The organism is Hanamia caeni, assembly GCF_003721595.1.
GTDB lineage: Bacteria > Bacteroidota > Bacteroidia > Chitinophagales > Chitinophagaceae > Ginsengibacter > Ginsengibacter caeni.
The window spans coordinates 21,839-38,523 of sequence record NZ_RJJR01000012.1 but is presented as its reverse complement, the minus strand read 5'-3'; the positions used below and the strand labels follow the sequence as shown (position 1 = coordinate 38,523).

General features: G+C 39.9%; 16 protein-coding genes. 10 read left to right on the top strand and 6 right to left on the bottom strand.

Features of this window, described 5'->3' with window-relative positions:
• Window positions 1-13: 13 nt before the first annotated feature.
• The 4 genes from EFY79_RS14065 to EFY79_RS14050 all read right to left on the bottom strand — a co-directional run bounded on the left by EFY79_RS14065 (window position 14) and on the right by EFY79_RS14050 (window position 1,883).
• Window positions 14-508, bottom strand: a complete 495-nt coding sequence (locus EFY79_RS14065) for a hypothetical protein (protein WP_123121364.1) — start codon at window positions 506-508, stop codon at window positions 14-16.
• A gap of 191 nt (window positions 509-699) precedes the next feature.
• Window positions 700-963, bottom strand: a complete 264-nt coding sequence (locus EFY79_RS14060) for a hypothetical protein (protein WP_123121363.1) — start codon at window positions 961-963, stop codon at window positions 700-702.
• Window positions 964-968: 5 nt separating this feature from the next.
• The gene (locus EFY79_RS14055) at window positions 969-1,322 is read right to left on the bottom strand and encodes a DUF6804 family protein (RefSeq protein WP_123121362.1); all 354 of its coding nucleotides are present in this window, start codon (window positions 1,320-1,322) and stop codon (window positions 969-971) included.
• Between the two features lie 6 nt (window positions 1,323-1,328).
• Window positions 1,329-1,883, bottom strand: a complete 555-nt coding sequence (locus EFY79_RS14050; protein ID WP_123121361.1) for a hypothetical protein — start codon at window positions 1,881-1,883, stop codon at window positions 1,329-1,331.
• Between the two features lie 1,053 nt (window positions 1,884-2,936).
• On the opposite strand from EFY79_RS14050, the gene EFY79_RS14040 reads away from it, so the two are divergent.
• From EFY79_RS14040 to EFY79_RS14025, 4 genes are all read left to right on the top strand, one after another.
• Window positions 2,937-3,395 carry a hypothetical protein gene (locus EFY79_RS14040; protein WP_148041930.1) on the top strand — a complete coding sequence of 153 codons (459 nt, stop codon included), beginning with the start codon at window positions 2,937-2,939 and terminating at the stop codon, window positions 3,393-3,395.
• Window positions 3,396-3,770: 375 nt separating this feature from the next.
• Entirely contained in the window at window positions 3,771-4,301 is a 531-nt protein-coding gene (locus tag EFY79_RS14035) for a hypothetical protein (protein ID WP_123121358.1), read from the top strand.
• 332 nt (window positions 4,302-4,633) lie between these two features.
• Window positions 4,634-5,758 carry a Gfo/Idh/MocA family protein gene (locus EFY79_RS14030; protein WP_233578007.1) on the top strand — a complete coding sequence of 375 codons (1,125 nt, stop codon included), beginning with the start codon at window positions 4,634-4,636 and terminating at the stop codon, window positions 5,756-5,758.
• Between the two features lie 321 nt (window positions 5,759-6,079).
• Complete coding sequence (locus EFY79_RS14025) at window positions 6,080-7,819, top strand: toll/interleukin-1 receptor domain-containing protein (RefSeq protein WP_123121357.1); 1,740 nt, start codon at window positions 6,080-6,082, stop codon at window positions 7,817-7,819.
• A gap of 228 nt (window positions 7,820-8,047) precedes the next feature.
• On the opposite strand, the gene EFY79_RS14015 is transcribed toward EFY79_RS14025, so the two are convergent.
• Entirely contained in the window at window positions 8,048-8,599 is a 552-nt protein-coding gene (locus EFY79_RS14015) for an SRPBCC domain-containing protein (protein ID WP_148041929.1), read from the bottom strand.
• 336 nt (window positions 8,600-8,935) lie between these two features.
• Here EFY79_RS14015 and EFY79_RS14010 point away from each other — a divergent pair, with 336 nt between their 5' ends.
• The 3 genes from EFY79_RS14010 (at window position 8,936) to EFY79_RS14000 (ending at window position 11,930) form a co-directional block, all read left to right on the top strand.
• On the top strand, window positions 8,936-10,294 hold the full coding sequence (locus EFY79_RS14010) for a Gfo/Idh/MocA family protein (protein ID WP_123121354.1): 1,359 nt from the start codon (window positions 8,936-8,938) through the stop codon (window positions 10,292-10,294).
• Window positions 10,295-10,759: 465 nt separating this feature from the next.
• Window positions 10,760-11,692, top strand: coding sequence for a sugar phosphate isomerase/epimerase family protein (locus EFY79_RS14005; RefSeq protein WP_123121504.1), 933 nt, complete (start codon window positions 10,760-10,762; stop codon window positions 11,690-11,692).
• Window positions 11,682-11,930, top strand: a complete 249-nt coding sequence (locus tag EFY79_RS14000) for a hypothetical protein (RefSeq protein WP_148041928.1) — start codon at window positions 11,682-11,684, stop codon at window positions 11,928-11,930. The genes EFY79_RS14005 and EFY79_RS14000 overlap by 11 nt, the downstream gene beginning before the upstream one ends.
• Here EFY79_RS14000 and EFY79_RS13995 read toward each other — a convergent pair.
• Window positions 11,901-13,295, bottom strand: coding sequence for a hypothetical protein (locus EFY79_RS13995; RefSeq protein ID WP_123121352.1), 1,395 nt, complete (start codon window positions 13,293-13,295; stop codon window positions 11,901-11,903). The genes EFY79_RS14000 and EFY79_RS13995 overlap by 30 nt on opposite strands.
• Window positions 13,296-13,554: 259 nt before the next feature.
• On the opposite strand from EFY79_RS13995, the gene EFY79_RS13990 reads away from it, so the two are divergent.
• The 3 genes from EFY79_RS13990 (at window position 13,555) to EFY79_RS13980 (ending at window position 16,463) form a co-directional block, all read left to right on the top strand.
• Window positions 13,555-14,466: a metallophosphoesterase gene (locus tag EFY79_RS13990; RefSeq protein ID WP_123121503.1), complete on the top strand. Its 912-nt coding sequence runs from the start codon at window positions 13,555-13,557 to the stop codon at window positions 14,464-14,466.
• Between the two features lie 54 nt (window positions 14,467-14,520).
• Complete coding sequence (locus EFY79_RS13985) at window positions 14,521-14,928, top strand: VOC family protein (protein WP_123121351.1); 408 nt, start codon at window positions 14,521-14,523, stop codon at window positions 14,926-14,928.
• A 440-nt stretch (window positions 14,929-15,368) separates the two neighbouring features.
• Complete coding sequence (locus tag EFY79_RS13980) at window positions 15,369-16,463, top strand: fatty acid desaturase family protein (RefSeq protein ID WP_123121350.1); 1,095 nt, start codon at window positions 15,369-15,371, stop codon at window positions 16,461-16,463.
• The last annotated feature ends 222 nt before the right edge of the window (window positions 16,464-16,685 follow it).

Here is a 16,685-nt window from a genome sequence, read left to right as displayed (position 1 = left end):
TTTTTTGTAGATTTTATTTTCTAAAAATATTTTTTGTCGATGGAAAAACATTAGATGAACTTGGTTGATACAATATTAATGGTTGGGGCCATTTAAATTCCTGCGATTTATAGTTAGCAACTGCGTCAAAGAATTTATTCCATGTACCACCTGGATATAATGCAACATGCAAACAAGGTTTAAGTCCACCTAACAGATTTCTGCGGTGTTCGTAAAGAATTATCAATTCATTTGCGCCATTTTTTATACCCGAATCCATATGCGCTCGAGTTATAGATTTATAGTCGCTTTTGTTTTTAATAGGTAGCGATACAATTCTTTGAGGAAGTTCTACGTCTGGATTAGGAAGCTCCACATTAACAATACCAAATGTTCCAAGAACAGAAGTTCCTACATTGTCACCTATGATTTGTGTAAATGGTGTAAAGGAACGAACGAGCATAAAAAATCCTTCAATATTTTTCCAAGGAAAATTTATACCAGCAGTTAGTTCAGGAGATTCAGCCATAGCTTTATTTATTTAGAAAAGTGAGTTTGAGATTTTATTGCGCCTAACGTTAAAGCATTGGCTGGGCATTCAATGAATTTTCAGCCGGAACAAAAGTATAGTAAATGAACAAATAGTTGAGATTATGATTCATAGCTCAATAGAGAATTTTCAGCCCGAACCCTGTCTGACAAAGATTTTATTTCCTTTCTTCATTGTTCCATTTTGCTTGATTTATAATTTGCAAGTAAATATGCCCCTGCAAGTCCACAGAGTCCTAAAAAAATTGGAGTGTTTGATGCTGCTGTACTATCTCCATAATAGACCCAAAAAACACCAGAAACATTTTTTACATTAATTACTTTATGCAAAATACTGAGACCCTCAAGATAGAAAATTAGTCCTCCAATAACCGGAAATAAAAGTAAGATTAGTCCGAGAATTAGCTTTGTGAGTTCTATTATTTTATTTGACATTATTGTTAATTTTTAGGTGGCTGGTTTTGAACTTTGGTTGATAGAAACCAGTCGTAAATTATTGTCAAAGTTGTTATGCCTGCAATCAAATAATCAATTAAATGCCATGTTTGTTTTTGAAACCAAAATTTCTGAAACGGATTGAACATGATAGCGACAATACCAAAGTAGATTAGAAGCCCGAATTGTTTTTGACCGTATGATTTGTAACCGAAATAAACGAAAAAAATCATTACAAGCCATCTTAGAAAATTATAATAGCTGTATTGTTGCTTTGTCGCTGCTGCAATAATTAAAGCAACTGCAATACACAATTTTATCGCGGTGTCAGTTGAAAGAGAAAATTTTGAATTTTTCATTTGTGCTTAATTTGATTCTTCAAACGGTTCAAAATGACAATCAATTGCTGTGCCTGTGAAAATCGTTATCATCTGGTCAGGGTCGTCACTCAGATGAGTGTACGTGTATGTATCCTCACCATCGCTTGCTTCATCTTCCTTTATTGATGGATTTGAAGTCGTAACTTTAGTAACCTTGATTACAAAAACACCTGTTGCTGGTTTTTCATCAGTGTAGACTTCGTCTAATTGCTTAGACGAGAAAGTTATGATTGCAAGAAAGTTATGTATAGCATCTTCTCTTTCGTCTAAGACTTTAACAATATAATTGCTGTCCGCTCTCACAATATCATAAATTCTACCTTTGAAAAGCATGAGTTTATTTTGCGAAATGAACATCTTTTGAAAATATGAGGTGTAAGATGCGGTTGTGTCCCAATTATCAACTGCCTTATACTTTCTCGCGAATTCTTTTGCAATCATTTCGTTTTTGTCGAGTTTTTCTTTTTTGCTTGAACTTCCACACGAAGCGACAAAAAGGAGTAAAATAATTCCGAGAGTCCAATTAAGTTTTGTTGCCATTAGTCCGATTAAGTTTTTTGGTTGTCATTTCTTGTAGTCAGTTCAAAGTTTGCAGGTCGCGAATCCATTGCACTTACATTTTTATTTCTGCATTATACGAAACTTCAGTTTTTTTAATCCTTTGATAATCATTACCTGTTGTTTCGCGTTTTGTATTGTTGAGTTTCGCAAATACAAATTTTTATATTATTGTTTTTAAATTAATTGCATCTATAATTCCGGTCAAGTCATCCATTCTCACAGTTAGTTTTCTTCTTGAAGAAAACTCAAAAGCGCTTCAAGGTAAATATTTTTTAATATCTAAAAAGGGATTTTTGAACGGGATACTGTAAAGGTTACAGCATCGGCATTTTCAGAAACCTTTGGAAAGAGTGCCCTCACATTTGGAAAGAATGTGCAAACATTGGAAAGAGTGTGCACTCTTTTGTGAAGAGTTTGGGCACATTTGTGATAAGTGCGCACTCTTTTGTGAAGAGTTTGGGCACATTTGTAATAAGTGTGCACTCTTTTGTGATAAGAGCAGACACATTTGTCAAATGGCTAAGCACATTTGTAAAGAGTGTGGGCACATTTGCGATAAGTCTGCGAAGAAAGAAAGAATTTGCTCGTTTACTTTTTACGGGATAAACAAATTTTCCTGTTTTATTAATTCCTGTATTTTTTATTATTTGCAAAAAGTCGGTTTGGCGGCGTCTTTCACCTTAAAAGTTCCTTGCAGGAATATAACATTAATTCTCCATATTTGCGGTAAAATGACTGCGGCAAGGGGCTTGCCAGATTAAAGAAAACGATCTTGTTTCGTTTACGTTGCGATGATAATCTTTCAACCCGGTTCAGCCTTTTGCTTGCGGCAATGCCGCGGAATACCAGGAAATGGAAGCGATTTTATTGCCAATAACCCCGGCTGAGTTTATTTCATTGCCCCATGCAGCTCCTTATGGATTACGGTTTCATGGATTTGTTTGATGATGTATCACAGTTGAATTGAACAATGAAACCTCCGGTAAAGCAATATTTTCTAATCTTAATATTTTAAAAAAAAGGAGGATTATCATGAATGCACAACATTCCAACTTTGGTTCAGCAAAAAGAACAATTTTATTTACAGTTGTTCTTTTATTTTCTGCTGTATTTTTTATGATGCCGGCATACGCCACCGTTATTCCCGCTAATGGTACACCGACAATTATCCACCAGCCATCAGATCCGTTTCAAACTGCAACCAAACATGCAGAGATGGCAGTAAATGCCACATCGTTGAAAGAAGTGCAGGTGCATTTACATCATGTACTTAATTGCCTCGAAGGAAAATCCGGAAAAGATTACAACGCTTCATTCGGAGATCCCTGCCATGGCCAGGGAGCGTTGAAAACACTTAAAGAAGGCGCTGCCGACAGGACAAGAGCAGACAACGCCATCGCGCTGGCACGAGTAGGCGTTAAACTTCACGATGAGAAACCAGCCAGGTTAGTTGCCCAGGCAGTTTATGCAATCTTAAGCGAAAGCAAGTAGCCGCTTGCCCTGAACATAGTTGACTTACATTTTAGGAATTTTACCAAAAGTAAAACCACCGCTATTATATTGCTATAAAAGAAGGGAATTTGACTCGTCCTAAAAAAAGTTTGGCAACAAGCACTTTAGCAACACTGTTTTTTTACCCTTTGTGAGTGTTATGAGTATTACTTTTTCTATCTTCCTGGTGAACGGCAAAAAAAATCGCTTGAGTTGTCAGAAGCTGCAAAAAACGACAACTACATCATTTTGAGCGAACAAATGCTTGGCGCACTTAAATAAAAAAAACTACACATGAAGCGAAGGAAATTCATACCCGGTTTATTTGCTATTAAAGTACCTTCGCAGGAAGAAGTAACCTAATACGAAGCATACATGAAAAACGTACTCATCTTATTGGTCGTGTTGTTTGTTGCATCTTCAGCTTTTTCTCAACGCAAAGAAAGGCGAGGTGATAACAGGTTTGGTATCGGGCCCGCAATTGGATTTGCAACAAGTAATCCATTAAAAAATGATCCGGAAAATAAAGGCTGGGGCCTGGGAGCCGGTGGCATGGTTCAGTTAGAACATTTTTTCCGCGGCAGTTTGAGTGCTGTTGCACAAGCAGGGCTGATCTCCTTCACTGGTCGTTCCTCAGGAGCGTCGGTTAAAAACAAAGCCTATACAACAATTCCCATCAGGGTGGGTGCAAATGGCTATGTCGGCAACCTTCACCTGGGTGCACAAATTGGTGTGGGACTTAATAGTTTTGGTGGTGAGAACAAAACAGCATTTGCATATTCACCACAGATTGGCTACAATTTTAGCCGGAACGATCTTCCACTCGATTTCACTCTTTCTTACGATGGCTATGCCGGACACGGTGGTTTTTCTGCCTTTCTTTTCAAGCTTTCCCTTATTTTGTAAACCTCAAAACTATACATGGGAAAATAGTGGATATAAAAGGGCGGTTAAATTATATTCATGATAATTCTGTAAGAAATGGATTAGTTGATGAACCATGGGAAAAGGACTGGTGAATATTGAATTGTATAAGAAAATCAACTTATGTCCTCGTTGCAAACGGGGACTAGTTAAGTCTTATATTGTTTCAGTAATTTTATCAGGAACAATCCGGTAAAGCAACAAATCTCCACGATTTTTATTTTGATAAAAGCTTCCATTACTCCGTAATGCCAAAGCAACCTGGTTCCCATTTAAAAAATTAACTTTAGAACTAAATTTTCAAATTGGATATTATGAGAAAAGTTCCTGCCTCGCTTCGCGCCAATGTTTCTGCAATGTTTCCGAGGTTTTTATTGCTCCACACATTTATATTTTGCTTTTTGTTGAGTAGTAATGCGCAGCAAAAAATGCGGGTTGTTGTAGCTGGTTTAAACCATGATCATGTCCATAATATTTTACACGCTAACGAGGAGGGCCGGGTAATAATTGTTGGCATTGCCGAACCCAATAAGACTTTATGGAAGAAGTTCGAAACCCAATACCGGCTACCGGATTCTTTGTTTTCAGATGATCTTAAAACCCTCGTGTTATCCAAAAAACCGGATGCTGTTTTAGGATATAACGAGGTTTCGGGCCATGTGGATATTGTAAGAGTTTGTGCCCCTTTGCACATACCCGTTATGGTTGAAAAGCCATTGGCTGCCACGCTTCAGCAGGCGCAGGAAATAGAAGCGCTTTCCGAAAAGTATAATGATATGGTTTTGGTGAATTACGAAACCACATGGTATCCATCAATTGCGGATGTAAAGGATACGGTCGAAAGTGGCAGCATGGGTAAAATAAAAAAGATGGTGTTTCATGATGGCCACCAGGGACCAAAAGAGATTGGTTGCAGCCCACAATTTTTAGAATGGCTCACAGATCCGGTAAAGAATGGGGCAGGCGCTTTAAATGATTTTGGATGTTATGGCGCCGATATTATGACCTGGATGATGCATGGGCAAAAACCAATTGCAGTAACTGCTATCACAAGGCATTATAAAACCTCAGAATATCCAAAGGTGGATGATGACGCTACCATCCTTGTTGAATATCCCGGGGCCACGGGAATCATTGAAGCTTCATGGAATTGGCCATTTTCTATAAAAGATATGGAAGTGTTTTGCGAAACCGGCTACCTGCATGCATTAAATAATGTAAACATCACCAGCCGCCGACGTGAAAATATTGTAAGCTCAAGAAAAGCAGCTCCATTACCGGCGCCTGTTAACGATCCGATGGAATATCTCGCAGCGGTTTTGGATCACCGGCTTAGCGGCACTAATGATCTGTCGTCGCTGAATTATAACATGATTGTGATGCAGATATTAGATGCAGCCAAACGCTCGGCGGCTTCAGGTAAGAGAATTGAATTATGACAGTATCTTTTGAACCGCTGGGTTAGGAAATGTATTTTCATGTTCTTGCATCTGCTGAGACCGAGGCCAATTATTATTCACTAAAATTATTTCATGAAAAACCACTACAAAGTTCATGGAAAAACAAGGCTGCCTGGGGTATAATTTTGGAAATCAAGAGGGGAATGAAATGATTTCTTTGTTTCCCCAGCGTGTTATATCACCAATTTGTGGGCCGTGCGTTATGCAACTATTGTTTCAATAATGAGATTGTGGGCGAAGATTTATAATACATTTTATAACACCTGACACCTGCGGTATTTATTTTAAAAATGAAACAAAATGAAGCAATTTGATATTTTTATAAGCTATGCGCATAAAGACAATGAAAAAGCTGACTTGATTTCAAGTTATTTGACGAAGCTCGGTTGGCAGGTTTGGAAGGATCAGCGCCTTAGTGTCGGAAATAACTTTAATGATGAAATAGCAGGCGTCCTTAGTAACTCAAAATTAATAATGGTGCTGTGGAGCGTAAGCTCGGTATCAAGCGCATGGGTGATAAAAGAAGCTAATCTTGCATTATCACTAAACAAGTATTTTCCTCTTCGTTTGGAGAACGTAATAATGCCTGGCGATTTGGCTAATTATCATGCAGAAAGTCTTCTCAGATGGAATGGAGACATAGATGAAGAGCAATTTGAACAGATATGCCTGCAGGTGAATGAAAAAATTCCCATTGATAATCCTATAACAAACAAGATTATTGAGAAAGCAAGAGCAAGAAGAGATTTTTTCTTTAATGCTTCAGGTATCTGGAATAGCCTGTCAGAAGGAATTAAGGAAAGATCTGAAGTTAAATGGCCTTTCTGGCTTGTGCGTTATATTGCTTCTGACTCTAAAGAGGCATTTAACGATCTTATATGGTCAGTTGGCGGATCTCCACCTTATGGAGGAGTTGCGTATGATGAGGCATCTGCAGTGTATGAATTGCTGGAAGATTATCTCGGCGAAGGCAAGGCTTCCGAAGGCTCGTATGCAAAGGTTGAAAAGTTCATCATCAACAAACCCGTTGAAATGAAAGCAATGGAGGCGTTCAGGATATATGACAAGGTAGTAAGTAACAGCGAAAATTATACTTTAAAAGATCTGAGAATTGGAAATGAGGATGCAGTTGACGTGGTAGACCAACCATTGACTGCCTACTTCAATCTGCTGAAAGCAGGAATATATTACAGGGAAGGCGACCCGGTAAATGCATATCAATTTGCAATAAAAGCAGTCGATCCCTTGCTTACCTTTCAGCAAAACGACGCTGTGTATTTAGACAGGCTTGCTGCTGCACTCACCAATTCAGCCGTATTTGCAAATCTGAATGGAGATATGGCAGAGGCAAGACGTTGTGCGTTTGAACTTAAAAAGATTGGCAGATCGCAAATGCTTATGAATTTTCAACATCTGCTTTCTGAGGGACCGGATGTAAGCAAAACAGCGGAGGAAATAGAAGAGACTGCATGGCATCTCATGGACAATCAAAAAAATCCTTACAAAGCAATCGAATGGTACAAGGAAGCTGAAAAGAAGTATCGTATTGACGGAAATTATAAAGAATTGAGTGGCTTATTGGGAGATATGGCTGTCTGCTACAGAAGAATGGGTAACATACAATTAGCAATCAAAACAAATAGAAAGGCCATTGAAGAAGCCCAGCGCGCAGGCGAAACAATAAGTATCTATCGTTGGTGCCAGAATTTAGCTGGTATTTTAATGCGTAACAAGGACTATCAGGCTGCATTCCCATATTTGCGATTGTCGCTATATGCTGCTGCAAAATTGGCTGACCCTAACGAAATAAAATTATCTGCATCTGCTTTATTTGAATTCAAGGCATATAATTTATGTACGCAGGAAGAAATAACGGAAATGTATAAAACAGCCCTGGAATTATTAGACACTAAATCCAAAAGTGCCGTGATAAAGAAATCAAGATCTATCCTGGAGGATTTTATTGAAGGCAAACTTCACCTGGCAACTTATACAGACGATACGGGCAATCAATCTCCTGGAACTATCAATCCAAAATAATTTTTTGGGGCGCCGACCCCGTTGCTGTCCCAACTAGCGCAAGCGTCCCGCTTTGTGCATCCTAATTGCAACAATACATTTAAAGCCGGATTAGAAAAACCGGTAAAGAGTTTTAAATTAAACGAAGAGATTTACAATAGAACAAGCCCGCTAAATTTGGTTGAAGACTCAAGCGAGACGCTTGCGCCAGGAGATGGTAAACCTATTTTAGGACTAGTCGAAAGCTTATTAATTTGAATTGTAATTCTTCAATAACTCCTTATAAGTCCATTCGTTTCCCTTTGCAAAAAAATTATAGGTTTTGTCCCAATCGGCTCCTTCTCCCCAACCTGTCATTGATGAAACTATTTTAGTGTGCGTAGGGTCTATTTCTTTAAACTGAATGATTTCCTGCAGATGCTGATCATTATCTTTTACCTGCTTTACAAAATGGTTATTGAGATTTACTTTTAATACAAGCAATTCCTTATCAATAAAACTCAAGATGGGCAGCCTGATGGACGAACTGTCTGAAAGCCCTTTTGTACTGTCATAATTAGTGATAATGTATCCGCCTGACTTGAGCTCAATGTGGGCCAATGGTGCAATCCATTTTTTTAATTTTTCATCATTGGTAAATAATTGCCAGGCATCTGACACCTTGATGGGAATTGTGCATTCTATGCGTAAAACCCTTTCTCCTGCCTCGTTTTTATAGGAAGTATTTTCGATTGCCTGGCCTTGACTATTCCCGGTCATCAGGAAGAGACTTAAAATCGTAATGACTATTTTTAATTTCAAAATCCTGAATTTTATGGCAAGGAATAAATTATTATTTAAAGATAGATTTACTTTTAAAACCAGATACAAGTTTTGAATTTATTTTTAACCCACTGAACAAAAATTCCGATTATTTCTCTGTTTACTGTAGATAATGGCCGGAACTGGAATTGACAAGATGAAATAATGAGCAGAATTTTAACATCCTGTAATCCTATAAATTCTGTGAATCATAAATCATATAAATCATAATAAAAAAATTTCCTCAACTGGCACAGGTCTTTTATATTGGAAAGAATTATACCAACCTTGGTGTTATCTTTACCAGTAACATCAATAGTTGAAAAATCCATCAGCATGAATCAACACACCCTCCACCGCCGCGAATTTTTACGCGACAGTTCCATATTAGTTGCAATGTCTGCGCTGCATCCTTACATCCCTAATATCAGCGCAAAGCCACGACGGGTTGCGCTAATCGGCACCGGATGGTATGGAAAGAGCGACCTGTTCAGGCTGATGCAGGTGGCGCCGGTAGATGTGGTAGGACTTTGTGATGTGGATGCGCACATGCTTAAGCAGGCAGCTACCATGATCAACGAAAGAAAGCCTCAAAAAAACCTTGCCACTTTCCGCGATTACCGTGAATTATTAAAACAAACCAAACCGGATATTGTTCTTATCGGCACACCTGACCACTGGCATGCCTTGCCAGCGATTGATGCGATGAAAGCAGGCGCTGACCTTTATCTTCAGAAACCCATCAGCCGCGATGTAATGGAAGGCGAAGCTATTCTTGCTACAGCCAGAAAGTATAACCGCACGGTGCAGGTAGGCACACAGCGCAGAAGCACACCGCATCTCGTGGAAGCAAAAGAAAAAATCGTGGATGCAGGTTTGCTCGGCAATATACATCATGCTGAGATGTGCTGTTATTACCACATGCACTCCAATGCGAATCCGCCTGTGCAACCGGTGCCCGATTTTTTAGATTACGATATGTGGACAGGCCCCGCGCCTTTGCGCCCTTATGATGGCTTACCGCATCGCGGATGGTGGCGTGCTTTTATGGAATATGGCAATGGCATCATGGGCGATATGTGCATTCACATGTTTGATGCCGTGCGCTGGATGCTTGGTCTTGGCTGGCCCAAAAGCGTTTCCTCCAATGGCGGTATTTACGTGGACAATAAAGGCAAAAGCAATATTGCGGATACACAGAATGCGGTGTTCGCTTACGACGGTATTGAATGTGTGTGGCAGCACAGAACCTGGGGCAATCCCGCCGACCCGGATTATCCCTGGGCTTTTAAGATTTATGGCGATAAAGGAACGCTTGCCTGTGATGTGTGGAAATATGATTTTACGCCGGTGGGTGATGGTAGAAAGCTCCATGGCGATGTTTTGTGGGAGAAAGAAAAATATCCCGAAGACCTGACAGAACCGGATATAGAATTACATGTAGCTTCTGCCACGCGCCGGCACATGCTTAATTTTTTGGAAGCTATAGACAAGGACACGCGACCTGTGGCGGATATTGAACAGGGACATATTTCTACGGCAAGCTGCATTATTGCCAATCTTGCCATGCAGTTGGGAAGGCCATTGAGCTATGATCCTGTAAAACGCATTATAACCGGCGATGAAGAAGCCACTAAATTGCTGCAAAGGAAATATCGTGAACCGTGGCAGCATCCTTCTTTAGATAATGTTTAAGTAAGAAAGCAAAAGGCGGAAGGCAGAAAATACAAATCATCATTACAGGTCCGGCCTTGGCGCAGTTCTCATGACGGACAACAGTTACTTTAAAAAAATTATTTTGTATGTTCTGAAGACTCACCTATGGACGTATCTTTCCGGGAAAGAATATACTTGTTTTATTAAAGTAACTCGTTGTGCGATTGAAAATAACCCCAAAAGCGCAGTAGGCGCGGCATTTTGGTAGAATTGTTATATTTTAATTAGGTTGAGCCCTGTAGGGGCGACACAAAAACTACCGCCCCTGTCTGCCGACAGGCAGGCTTACAGGGCTTTATGCTTTTATTCAATTTTTTCTACCAAACTGACGCCCCTGTCTGCCGACTGGCAGGCTTACAGGGCTTGGAAGAAATTATTTTGAATATTTCAATCGCACAACGAGTTAAAGTAAAATACTTGTACCTAAAATTAATAATTAATAAAATGCTGAACAGACGAGACTCAATTAAATTATCTGCTGCTCTTCTTGCGGGCGCATATATTCCCAGGCCGGTTAAAACCGCACTTTCTGCAAGGCACAATCCATTCAGATTTAGCCTGAATACAAGCACCATCAGTGGGCAGAATCCGGGGCTTCTTCGTTCCATAGAAATCGCTTCAGCAGCAGGATACGATGGTATGGAGCTTTGGATAAATGATATCAAAAGATATCTAAAGCAGGGAAATTCTATCCAGTCACTGGCATCTTTTATTTCATCTAAAAACATTGTGATAGAGAATGCGATCAGTTTTACAGAGTGGATGGTTGATGATGATGACAAACGTAACGCGGCATTGAAAGAACTGGAAGCTGAAATGAAAATTTTGTCTGTTCTCGGTTGCCATCGCATCGCTGCGCCCCCGGCAGGTGTTTCCCGGGACCAACCAATCCATTTTCAAAAAGCGGCTGTTCGTTACCGCGAGATATTGGCATTAGGAAGAAAATATAATGTGATGCCGGTATTGGAATTCTGGGGAGCGTCCGGAACACTTTATAACTTAAGCCAGGCCACCGCTATAGCAGTGGCGGCTGATGCGCGGGATGCCCGAATCCTGCCGGATGTTTTTCACCTGTTTCGCGGGGGCTCCGGCTTTGAAGGGTTAAGTCTTTTAAATGGAAAGGTGATTGACATTATCCACATGAATGATTATCCTTCTTCCAAACCGGTGAATGAACAAACGGACAGTGACAGGGTATATCCCGGTGACGGTGTTGCACCACTCAAACAAGTGTTGCGTGATCTGAAAAGTATCGGCGGTAGCAAGGTGCTTTCACTCGAACTTTTTAATAAAAGCTATTGGGCACAAGATCCTTTGGTTGTTGCAAGAACCGGGCTGCAAAAAATGAAATCACTGGTGAGTGAGATTGAAAGTTAAAAAAATTTATGGCGACAAAGGAACACTGTCCTGCGATGTGTGGAAATATGATTTTACGCCGGTGGGTGATGGTAAAATTGTGAAACCTAGTGCCATAGTGTCTTCGTGGTATAGTAAACTCAAAATAAAAAATTGCTTTATTTATCCTTTTACCGGCGCCCGAAAATATTCGCAGCTTCGAAATACATCCTCTTTATCTCGCGTGTTTTTATTTGTGTCCTTTCATTCCCATGAATGAGGGATACAGCCTCAGGTACACTTCTACTGCCATAGGATTTTTGCCATACAAAGGATCCAACCTTTTATCGGCATGATAGAAGGTAACCTGGCTTCCGGCAGCCAGTCTTGCGTGGCCAATTTTTAGCAGATCATAATTGAACCCTGCAGTAAATGCGTTGACCGGAAAAACAGCATCATGCCCAAAGGTGTTTTCGTCCAGCGAGAGTTCTTCTATTCCTTTTTGCACCCACTCATAACGGCCGTACAGGGCTAATTTTTTTCTTCTCCATTGCGCTTCTAAAAGTGCCGCATTCTCGCCCTCATGGTTCTTAATTTTATTCATGCCCCAAACTGCAGTAGCATTAAAAGTGCTGTTCGCTGAAAGCGCTTTACTGTAAATAGCAGATGCCGTTGTTCTGTTTACATCTTCGCCGGGATGCAATAATTCCGGGCTTTTAATAAAACCCTGCGACACCTGCAAAGCCCAGTTGGCCGATGGATTAAATGATAACCTTCCACTCCAGCTATCAAACCGGGGCTTGTCGAAATTATACCGGTTTTCATCCGGCTCCCTTCCGGTAAAGGAGGAACCTTCTAATTTAAATTGGCCATATCGGACGCCAACAGTAGCTACCCCAAATGTAATATGTGTTGCATCCACCCAATGGTGCGTAATCGGGGCATCAGGATTGTCCATTGCTGACGGCCTGTGCATGAAAGCAACCGGGCCCAATGCGGGTTCTCCGGGATAGCCAAGATAAACGAACACGTCTGCCTTTGGCGACAGCGCCTGTGAATAGCTTACTGACAGTTCTGAAATTAAATCGTGTGGATGTTGGCGATCAACAATGGATCTTCCTTTATAGGCTTCCCCGCTTTGAAAAAGCAAAGGATAGCCATCATTGCCGCCTAATAGAGCATCTAATGATGCCATCAGGCCAAAGTGGAATAAGCCGTTTTTACCCACCTGTCTTTGTCCCATAAACATAAGCCAGTCAGGGGCGTCAAATTCACTGCCGCCCCTGGAACCTTTGTTGGTAAAATCCTGGTTATTATACCGTAAAAAGAGGTTGTAATGCAGCATATACATCCATTTAGGCGTATGACACATATAGCCGTACATCGGCGAAGCATCCGGTAGCCAACCTGTTCCTGAGCCATTACGGTTCATAGGCAGATGAAGAGAATAGGAATGGCTCATACTCATCTGGTGATTCATCGGTTGATCGCTTGGCATCCCTTGCATGTTCATATGATCCATCTTCATCGTGTCGGACATTTGGCCTGGCTTTGTAGTGTCGTGCATGTGTTGATGCTCATGTTGAGCATTAGCATCAATATTTATGAGAAGCGCTGTTACAATTATTCCAAATATTTTTTTCATGATTCGTCTTTAAATTCAGCACAAAGGTAAATACCGGCTCACCGCTGTTGATATATCATATTGTGAAAGATGAATTCATATTTGTGGAACGGAAAGCGGTTGTTAACAGCAGGTTTGATGCCACGTTTATCAACAGCGCTCCATAATGAGTTTAATATATCGATTTATCCGTTACTTTTATAAATACATCCGCCGTCAGTATGCCTTTTTAAAAGGCAGTTTCAAATATTTTTAGTTACCTATTCAAATGAAAAAGATCATGAAAAACAAGTGGTTCACCAAAAACAAAAGCTTTAAAAAATTTGCATTATATCTTATCCCTGTCTTAATAGGAAGCCTTTTGAGTTATGCACCAAAACATGTTTCCAAAGATGCAAAAACTTCTTTCTTTTTTCAAATGACGGATCCTCAGTTTGGGATGTTTGCGAACGATTCCAATTTTGTAAAAGAGACCATAAACTTTGAAGAAGCCATCAAGGCTGCCAACCGGCTGCATCCCGCTTTTGTTGTGGTATGCGGGGATTTGGTAAACCAGTTGAGCAGCCGTGATCAGATATCAGAATACAAGCGTATCGCTGGTCAATTAGATCCTTCTATTCCCCTTTATAATGTAGCGGGAAATCATGATGTAGGAAGAACGAAACCCACACCCGAAGGATTGGCAAATTACAGGAAATATTTTGGGCCCGAATACTACACTTTCCGCTCAGGAAATATATTGGGCATAGTACTGAACTCTTCTTTATTCTTTGATCCTTCTCTTGTAACGAAAGAAGCGGCTAAACAGGATGCATGGCTGAGGTCAACACTTAAAAAGGCTGCTAAAATAAAGAAGCTGAATATTGTGGTATTTCAGCACATTCCATGGTTTCAGAACCAGCCGGATGAAAAGGACGGGTATTTCAATATCCCATTAGTGCGCCGGAAAACTTACCTGGATTTGTTTCATCAATATGGAGTGAAATATATTTTTGCAGGTCATTTGCATAAAAACGCCATAGGTTGGGATCGGGGATTGGAAATGGTAACAACAGGCCCTGTAGGAAAGCCATTAGGAAAAGATTCGTCAGGTTTCCGCATCGTGAAAGTAGAAGAAAATGAGCTTACTCATAAATATTTTAGTCTTGATTCCCTGCCAAAAATCATTAAATTGGATAATGCTTCCTTTTAGATGGCCGAAAGGCATGCAATTTTTTTTAAAATAACCTTAATGTAAAATATAAAAATGGCTAAAGTTCAGGTTCGCTATATAGTCAACGATGTTGATGAAGCAATACGGTTTTATACAGAACAATTAGGCTTTACATTACAGATGCATCCGGCTCCTGCCTTTGCAATGCTATCCCGTGATGATCTCCGGCTTGTATTGAGCGCGCCAAATCCGTCGGCAGGCGGAGGCCAGGCCGTGCCTGATGGCACCCAACAGGCACCAGGCGGATGGAACCGGTTTGCAATAGAAGTAACCGATCTTTCCAATATGGTTGAAGCGCTTCAGAAGGCTGGTGCTCACTTTCGCAATAATATAGTTACAGGGGTTGGTGGCAAGCAAATTATTATTGATGATCCTTCAGGAAATCCTATCGAATTGTTTGAGCCTGTCTTACCCGAAGCGCGGCTTGATGCCCACTCTTAAAAGATGCTTGTACTATCATAAAATGTTATGCCCGGATAGTGAGCATCAACAACTAAAACACACAAACAAAGGTTCTTGCAACAACTTTATTTTCCTAATAAGTTAATTCTCCAAAGAACTGATGCTTTTCAAGATAGAATAAGTTAACTTACATACGTTTTTTAATTTAATTATAATGGCTATTCTTTTGTTTTCTTTTTTGTTGCCGGTTATTGTAACTACTCTTCAGAAACTCTCACCAGTAGATTTTGCATATCGTAAAATTTAGCCCCGCGGATCTATGAAAAGCTGTTGTTCTAAATAGCAATCGCTTTTGTAAAAGCAAACACCCCAATATTTCAAAATCATTAGATTAAAAATTTTAGCAAGACGGCTGCCCAAGCGACTACCGATCGTGTTGGTATGTCATGCTTGAAATTATTAAAATAAAGCTTTTCATTATGTCAAACAAAGTAAAGTTTGCCAAAGCAAACCAGAATGATTTTTTTTCGACCCTGAATAAGAGGGTGGAAGAATATTTTACCGTTAATAAATTATCGAAGAATGCCAATCCTCTGATGGTGTTTAAAGTTATTTTTTACCTCTCGGTCTTTATCGGGGTGTACCTGCTGTTACTCTTAAATTCAAATCCTCTTTGGCTTCAGTTTATACTATGGGCCGTTATCGGTTTTTTTACCGCATTTGTCGGTGTCAATATTTCGCACGATGCCATTCATGGTTCCTTATCGCGGCATAAAAGAATGAATAAATTTTTAGGCTATAGTTTTAATGTTATTGGTGCTAATGCTTATCTGTGGGGGATCATGCACAATATTGTTCATCATACATATACCAATATTGAGGGCCATGATGAAGATATTGCCTCTGTTCCGTTTTTAAGAATGTCGCCTCATCAGAAATTACGAAAAATTCACCGGTATCAGTATTGGTATGCATTTTTGTTTTATGGTCTTGGTTCGCTCTCCTGGGTATTTGTAAAAGATTATGTAAAATTCTTTAAAAAGAAAATCGGTAATTATGAAAATAAAAAGCATCCGCGCATAGAATATTTCAATCTGTTCTTTTTCAAACTGGTGTATTATACTATTTTCCTGGTGCTGCCGATGATTTTCCTCAATGCCCTTTGGTGGCAGGTGCTATTGGGATTTTTTGTGTTGCATTTTTGTGAAGGAATTACCATGGCCATTGTTTTTATGCTGGCGCACGAGGTAGAAGAAACGCAATTTCCCCTGCCTGATGAAAGAGGAAATATTCAGAATTCATGGGCCGTTCATCAGTTATATACCACGGCGGATTTTGGCAGGGAAAGCAAATTACTTAGCTTTCTTTGTGGCGGCTTAAATTTCCAGGTGGAGCATCATTTATTTCCGCGCATTTGCCATACGCATTATAAACCCATTTCGGATATTGTAAAAAAAACGGCAGAAGAATATAGCCTGCGATACAATGCCAATCCTTCTTTCGGGAGCGCCATCCTGTCGCATATCCGGTTTCTTAAAAAATTGGGTAAATACAAAACAGTGGCTTATGCATAGACAAAAGCAAAGAGAATCATCTCACCCACTCTTAAGCGGAATAGCTTATCAATGGTGGTGTACGTAAAGTCAAGATCTCTTTGGGAAGCCACTTTAAAGTATTTTATTGGTGAATAGCTCTTTACAATATACGCAGATTATTTTTACAGGCAATCACAAATAGTTTGAAATATTTAGAGAATGAAATGAATAACTTATTTTTAATCCTGTAAAAATTTCCTG